We start from the raw sequence: 6,381 nt of genomic DNA on the forward strand, positions 1-6,381 counted from the left end.
CTTTTTTTTTCTTTTTTTTCCCCATTATCTTTATACCCCCCATTTTTACTATGTCTTTGCTTAGAATTTTTCCCATTTTTTCCCTTAATTAAAATTTTATAAAGCCATTTACTTGAAGTTTTATAATCTACTATAGGATCATTTTCAGAATGTACAATCCAGAAAGGAATATTTTTTATTTTCTGTATATCTTCAATTGTTGTTTTTACTCCTCCTCTCCGAGAAGCTATATTTATTGCCGGAGCATTTACATTTATTCCTGCAAAAAAATTTGGATATTCTATTGCCGTTCTTATAGACATATATCCTCCTACCGAGACTCCGAATACATATATTCTATCTATATCTATATTTTCTTTTACAACTTCATCTATCAATTCTTTCGCAGTTACTATGTATTTTTTACTATAGTTATTGTACCATGTATCATCTACCTGAGGTGTTATTACATAAGTTCCTCCAAATATTTTCTGTACTTTTTCATCACTGAAGGATACCGCTCTTCATATTTGCTAATTTTTGAGAGATATTGTTTTTATATTCATTATATCCCCCTTCCCCATTTCCATGAAACCATATAATCAAGGGATGCTTTTCTTTAATATTTTTTGGTTTGAAAAATTGATAATTCATTCCTTTTTTTGATTTTCTCGGAGTGAATTTGTCAGCTTCTTTATCTACCGTTTTTCCTTGTTTATATGAAGTTTTTTTTGTAATGATTGTTCCGTCATTTAATCTGTAGTTTTTTCCTGAGTTACTGTATAATTTAAGTCCAGAAGTACATTTTTACCTATATCTCCTGTTATATATACAAGGGTATTCGAACCTTCAACATTTTGACCGTATTTTAAATGGAGAACTATATTACCTATGGAATTAACAGTTACTTTCTCTATATTCCTATACATATCAAACAATCCCAGTACTCTGAGAGTATCTGAAAGTTTAAAAATTTCTTTTTTTGATTATTTTTTATTTACGGGAATGTCCCTTTGGCTTGAACTTTAAATCTTTCTGTATCCAAACTTCCAATATTGATATTTTTTAATTTTGAAGTTTGTAATTCCACGGATATTATATTCTGTCCATAATCAAATATTTGAGCATTTAGTAAAATTTGTATTTACAGTTTTTTCTTTACTATTTGACATTACATTTATTACCGTTATAAATAGAAATATTACAATCAATACTTTACTGTTTCGTTTCATAAGATTTATCTCCTTTATTTAGATAATATCAGTACTGTTTTTATTAGTCCAGATTTTCCCCGTTACTTGCAATTACTTTTTTGTACCAATTAAAACTTTTCTTTTTATTTCTTTTTAATGTTCCGTTTCCGTCATTATCTTTATCCACATGCACAAATCCATACCTTTTTTTCATTTCTCCTGTTCCTGCACTTACAAGATCTATACATCCCCATGTCGTATATCCGAGCAGTTCCACTCCATCAAGAATAACAGCATCTTTCATTGCTTTTATATGAGCCCTTAAATAATCTATTCTATAATCATCTTGTACATAACCGTTCTCATCAGGAACATCTATCGCTCCCAAACCATTTTCTACGACAAATAAAGGCTTCTGATATCTGTCATATAAATTATTCATAGTTATTCTGAACCCTAAAGGATCTATCTGCCATCCCCATTCCGAAACTTTCAAATAAGGGTTCTTGACAGTAGTGAATATATTTCCTTCTGTTTTCTCTTTAGGATCTGCTGAAGAGCATCTTGAAGAATAATAGGAGAAGCTTATAAAATCAACTGTATTGTCTTTTAATATTTTTTTATCTTCTTCCGTTATATTGATTTCTATCCCTTTCTGTTTAAATTCTTTAAGTAAATAGGAGGGATAATATCCTCTTGCCTGTACATCTATAAAACAGTAGTTTTCCCTGTTCTGCTTCATGGATTTGAATACATCTTCAGGTTTTGCAGTAAGAGGATAATATTCTCCGGCAGCAAGCATACATCCCACTTTATTCTCCGGATCAATTTCATGGGCAATTTTTGTAGCCCATGCACTTGCAACCAACTCATTATGTGCTGCCTCGTATTTTACCTGTTCTTCATTTTCTCCCTCTTTAAATACTATACCCGCCCCCATAAAAGGTGCATGCAGTATCATATTTATTTCATTAAATGTAATCCAGTACTTTACAAGCCCTTTATATCTTGTGAATATTGTTTCACAAAGTTTTTTATAAAATTTTATTAATTTTCTATTTCTCCATCCTCCATATTCTTTTATTAAATGAATCGGACAATCAAAATGAGTAATTGTAATTAAAGGTTCTATGCCATATTTTCTGCATTCTCTGAATACATTTTCATAAAATGCAAGACCTGCTTCATTTGGACTTTCTTCATCTCCTTTGGGAAATATTCTGCTCCATCCTATAGACAGTCTAAATACTTTAAACCCCATTTCACCCAATAATGCTATATCTTCCTTATATCTATGATAAAAATCTACCCCCTCTTTTGCAGGATAATAATAACCTTCTTCAAAATCAAGCATTTCCTTTTTTCCTTTTATTATATCTCCCCTATCTTTTCCTAAAGGGATCAAATCTACATTGGCAGCACCTCTTCCACCTTCATTGTAGCCTCCTTCATACTGATTTGCAGCTGTTGCGCCTCCCCATAAAAAATCTTTTTTAAATCCTTTTTCAGACATTTTAATACCTCCATTTTTATTGTTTTCAATTCAGTATATTTATTATTTCTTCTCCGAAATCCGAATATTTTTTGTTTGTTTCTATTATATCCAGATAATCATCAGTATTTGTTATTATTATAGGAGTAGTTACAATGTACCCTTCTTTTTTTATACCTTCTATATCAAATTCAAGTAACAAATCTCCTTTTCTTACTTTTTCTCCCTGTTTTACCTTTGGATAAAAATATCTCCCTTCCAGTTTTACTGTATCCAGACCTACATGAATTAATATTTCCGTTCCCTTATCAGTTATCATTGCTATAGCATGATGTGTAGGAAAAAATGTTACTATCTGACCGTCTGCAGGAGAAAACACTTTTCCTTCATCAGGTATTACCGCCAAACCTTTCCCCATTGCCTCAGAAGAAAATGCTTCATCTTCAATATTTTTCAGTTTTTCTACTTTCCCTTTTAAAGGACTGTATAAAGTTTCCTTTTCTACTAATTTATTTTCCGAAACTACGTTTTTTTCTTTATTTGTCGAAATATTCTCACTTTCAGTATCATCTTTATATGTAAAAAATGTTATTACAAATCCTAAAATAAAAGCTACGGTTATTGATATCAGTATCCCATAAAATCCCATATCAATCCCTGTTTTGGGATTGATAAATGTAGGTATCCCGAAAACTCCAAGTCCTCCCATTGAATATTTCAGTGTCCCGAACATTCCTGCAACTACAGCTCCGATTCCCGAGACAATACAGCTTATTATAAAAGGTTTTTTCTTAGGTAACGTTATTCCATAAATTGCAGGTTCAGTTACTCCGAATATTCCTGATATAAATGCCGGTACTGTTAAACTTCTCAACTTCCGATCCTTTGTCTTCATCATTATTGCCAATACAACTCCGATCTGGGCAAATGAAGGAGGAAAAGCAAACATCAGTATAGTACCCGTTCCCATGACAGCAATGTTATTTATAGCAATAGGTATTAATCCCCAATGCAATCCAAACATTACAAAAACCTGCCAGAACGTACCTATTAATGCTCCGGCTAAAATCGGACTTATCTCTGACAGGAGCATTGTAAAAGCACCTACTCCATGGGCAGCCCATGTCGTTACCGGACCTATTGACAGAAATGTCAATGGAACAATTATAAGTAATGTACAAAAGGGAACTAAAAATGTTTTAACTACATCAGGTATTACCCTCATAAAAAATTTCTCTATTTTAGAAGCAAAGAAAACAGCTACAATTACAGGAACTACACTTGAAGTATAATTCATAAGCAATACCGGAATACCTAGAAATGTTGCCAGTATATCTGTTTCAATAATAGGAATTCCTTTAAATGCTGTAAAAACAACTTCATTTTTTAGCATCCCCATAACTAACGGATGAACAAGGGAAGCTCCAATTGCCATTCCTGTAAATTGATTTAATTTAAATTTTTTTGCTGCAGTAAAGCCTAAAAATATAGGAAAGAAATAAAATAAACTGTCTCCTGTTGCCTGTAAAATATTATAAGTCCCCGAGGTCTTAGTTATAATTCCAAAAGTTGTAAGCAATGAAACCGTGCCTTTTATCATACCTGTTGCTGATAATATACCTAAAGTAGGGGCAAATACTCCTGACAAAAGATCTATAATTTTATTGAATATGTTTGTATTTTCAACATCTCCTCCGTCAGATATATCGAAATTGGATATTCCTGCAATTTCAACAACTTCTTTATATACATCAGGCACATGATTTCCTATTACTACTTGATATTGTCCTCCACTTTTCACTACTGTTACTATTCCATCAGTTTTTTTCAATTTTTCAGTTTGAGCAATATCTTCATTTTTCAGTTTAAAACGGAGCCTTGTAACACAGTGGGTAAGGCTGTTTATATTTTCTTTTCCTCCTATTCCTGAAATAATTTCTTCGGCTAATTTTCGGTATTTCATATTTCCTCCTTAAATATTAATGTATAATTTTTTATTTAATTATCTTAGTTTACTAAGGCTATTCTTTAAAGTGAAAAATATATCAAATTATAAATTATATATATTTTATAATGTTTTTATAAATTCAATAAAAAAGTGGTTCTATTTTTAAAAATATATACTGTTCATAATTGAAGAATTATTTTTGATTTATAAAGCTGTTTTTAATCATAATTCACCTTCACTAAACTAAATAAAAAAGGCAAACTGTAGATATAAAAATTTAGCGAGTTCCATATAAATTAACTACATGGTAACATCCTTATTTTCTGCCAGTTTTGCCTAATTTAATAGTCACAATCCTTTTTAACTGTATTAAATCTTATTTATTCCTTTGATCTTCTATTATTCTTCTAATGTGTATTGTCAAATAAGCTTTTTCTTCTTTTGTCAGTTCCCTTTTATATATTCCCATTAGGTAATTTTGAATTTTTAAAGCACATTCGTAAGATTTTCTGTATTTTTTTCTTACTTCATTGTAAATAAAATCATCTTCCGTATTTACCTGATTATTTTTTATAATCCTTTGAAAAAAGAATTTTAAATGAGTTATAAACCTTTCGTAACTGAGGGTGGTTTCATCCGGTTCAATTTTAAAAGTATACTTTATAATATTAAGAATATCCTGTGTCATCTTTGTTATTTGTACAGTTTCTGCAATTTCACTTTTACTATTTATTTTTGCATTTACAAGATGTAATGCTATATTTGCAGCTTCATCCTCCGAAAAACTTACTCCCAGTTCCTTTTTTATAAATTCTATGGCCTTTAATCCAACTTCATATTCTTTAGAATAAAACCTTTTTATTTCCCAAAGTAGGGCATTTACATAACTTATATTTTCTTTATTCCTCTGAATAGCAAAATTAAGATGGTCAGTTAATGTCACATATATAAAATCATTAAAACGTGTATTCAGTATATTTTCTGCATATTCAATAATATCATAAGACACTGAAATATATTTCATCGGAATATGTTCCAGTAGAGATTTAAATTTTTTCCGATACTTCATTATATTCAAGTATAAATGTTTTTTCTATTTTATTTTTATCTACGGTATCTCCTGCTTTTTTCCCGAAAGCTATACCCTTTCCTGTCATAATGATTTCTTTTCCGTTTTTCTTCGACAGCACGACATTATTATTTAAAATCTTATTTATAATCATTTTATCTGCTCCTACTGTATATAATAGAAAAACCCTGACTACTAAACACAACAAAAACAGCTTTAAAAAACTATCAAATCGTATTCACTAATCAAGGTTTTGCCTGCCTAACAGTCACAATCCGTATTTATATATTCAGTATATTATTTTATTTACTATTTGTCAATAGGTAAATTTAAAATTTACAGGATAAAACTTCCACCATACTATAAAAAATTATACTGTTAAAATAAATTTTTTTATTAAACTTACCGTCTAAAAGAAAATTAAAAAAATTTCGATAATTTTAAATTTTTTTGAGTATTGACAGTTTTTTGAATTATCAACTTCTTTATTCTGAAAAATATCTTTTTTATAACTTTTATTCTGTCATTTTTTTATAAATATGTTATTTATACTACATTTTTTTTACTCTAATCGGATAATATTTCCGGTAATCTTATACATTCTTTTATTTCAAAATCAAATGCATTAAAATGTTTTACATTAATACAAATTTCCTTCTCATTTACCTTTTTAATGACATAGTACTAAGAATTTGTTATT

At 29.6% G+C, this 6,381-nt stretch carries 5 protein-coding genes and 1 pseudogene; all 6 read right to left on the reverse strand.

The annotated features are described in order from the left end of the window. Positions 1-377 (reverse strand): annotated as a pseudogene (locus tag EII29_RS10955) (hypothetical protein); the annotation flags it as partial. 354 nt (positions 378-731) lie between these two features. Then, positions 732-908 (reverse strand): hypothetical protein, encoded by a 177-nt coding sequence (locus EII29_RS12190; protein ID WP_158612523.1) that lies wholly within the window; start codon positions 906-908, stop codon positions 732-734. A 346-nt stretch (positions 909-1,254) separates the two neighbouring features. Next, entirely contained in the window at positions 1,255-2,685 is a 1,431-nt protein-coding gene (locus tag EII29_RS10960) for a 6-phospho-beta-glucosidase (RefSeq protein ID WP_125237561.1), read from the reverse strand. Between the two features lie 25 nt (positions 2,686-2,710). Further along, positions 2,711-4,627 carry a beta-glucoside-specific PTS transporter subunit IIABC gene (locus tag EII29_RS10965; protein ID WP_125237562.1) on the reverse strand — a complete coding sequence of 639 codons (1,917 nt, stop codon included), beginning with the start codon at positions 4,625-4,627 and terminating at the stop codon, positions 2,711-2,713. 361 nt (positions 4,628-4,988) lie between these two features. Beyond that, the gene (locus EII29_RS10970; protein WP_233573323.1) at positions 4,989-5,636 is read right to left on the reverse strand and encodes a PRD domain-containing protein; all 648 of its coding nucleotides are present in this window, start codon (positions 5,634-5,636) and stop codon (positions 4,989-4,991) included. A 22-nt stretch (positions 5,637-5,658) separates the two neighbouring features. Then, positions 5,659-5,835, reverse strand: a complete 177-nt coding sequence (locus tag EII29_RS12925) for a CAT RNA binding domain-containing protein (RefSeq protein ID WP_233573324.1) — start codon at positions 5,833-5,835, stop codon at positions 5,659-5,661. Positions 5,836-6,381: the final 546 nt, after the last annotated feature.

Source organism: Leptotrichia sp. OH3620_COT-345 (genome assembly GCF_003932895.1).
In the GTDB taxonomy this organism is placed as follows: domain Bacteria; phylum Fusobacteriota; class Fusobacteriia; order Fusobacteriales; family Leptotrichiaceae; genus Pseudoleptotrichia.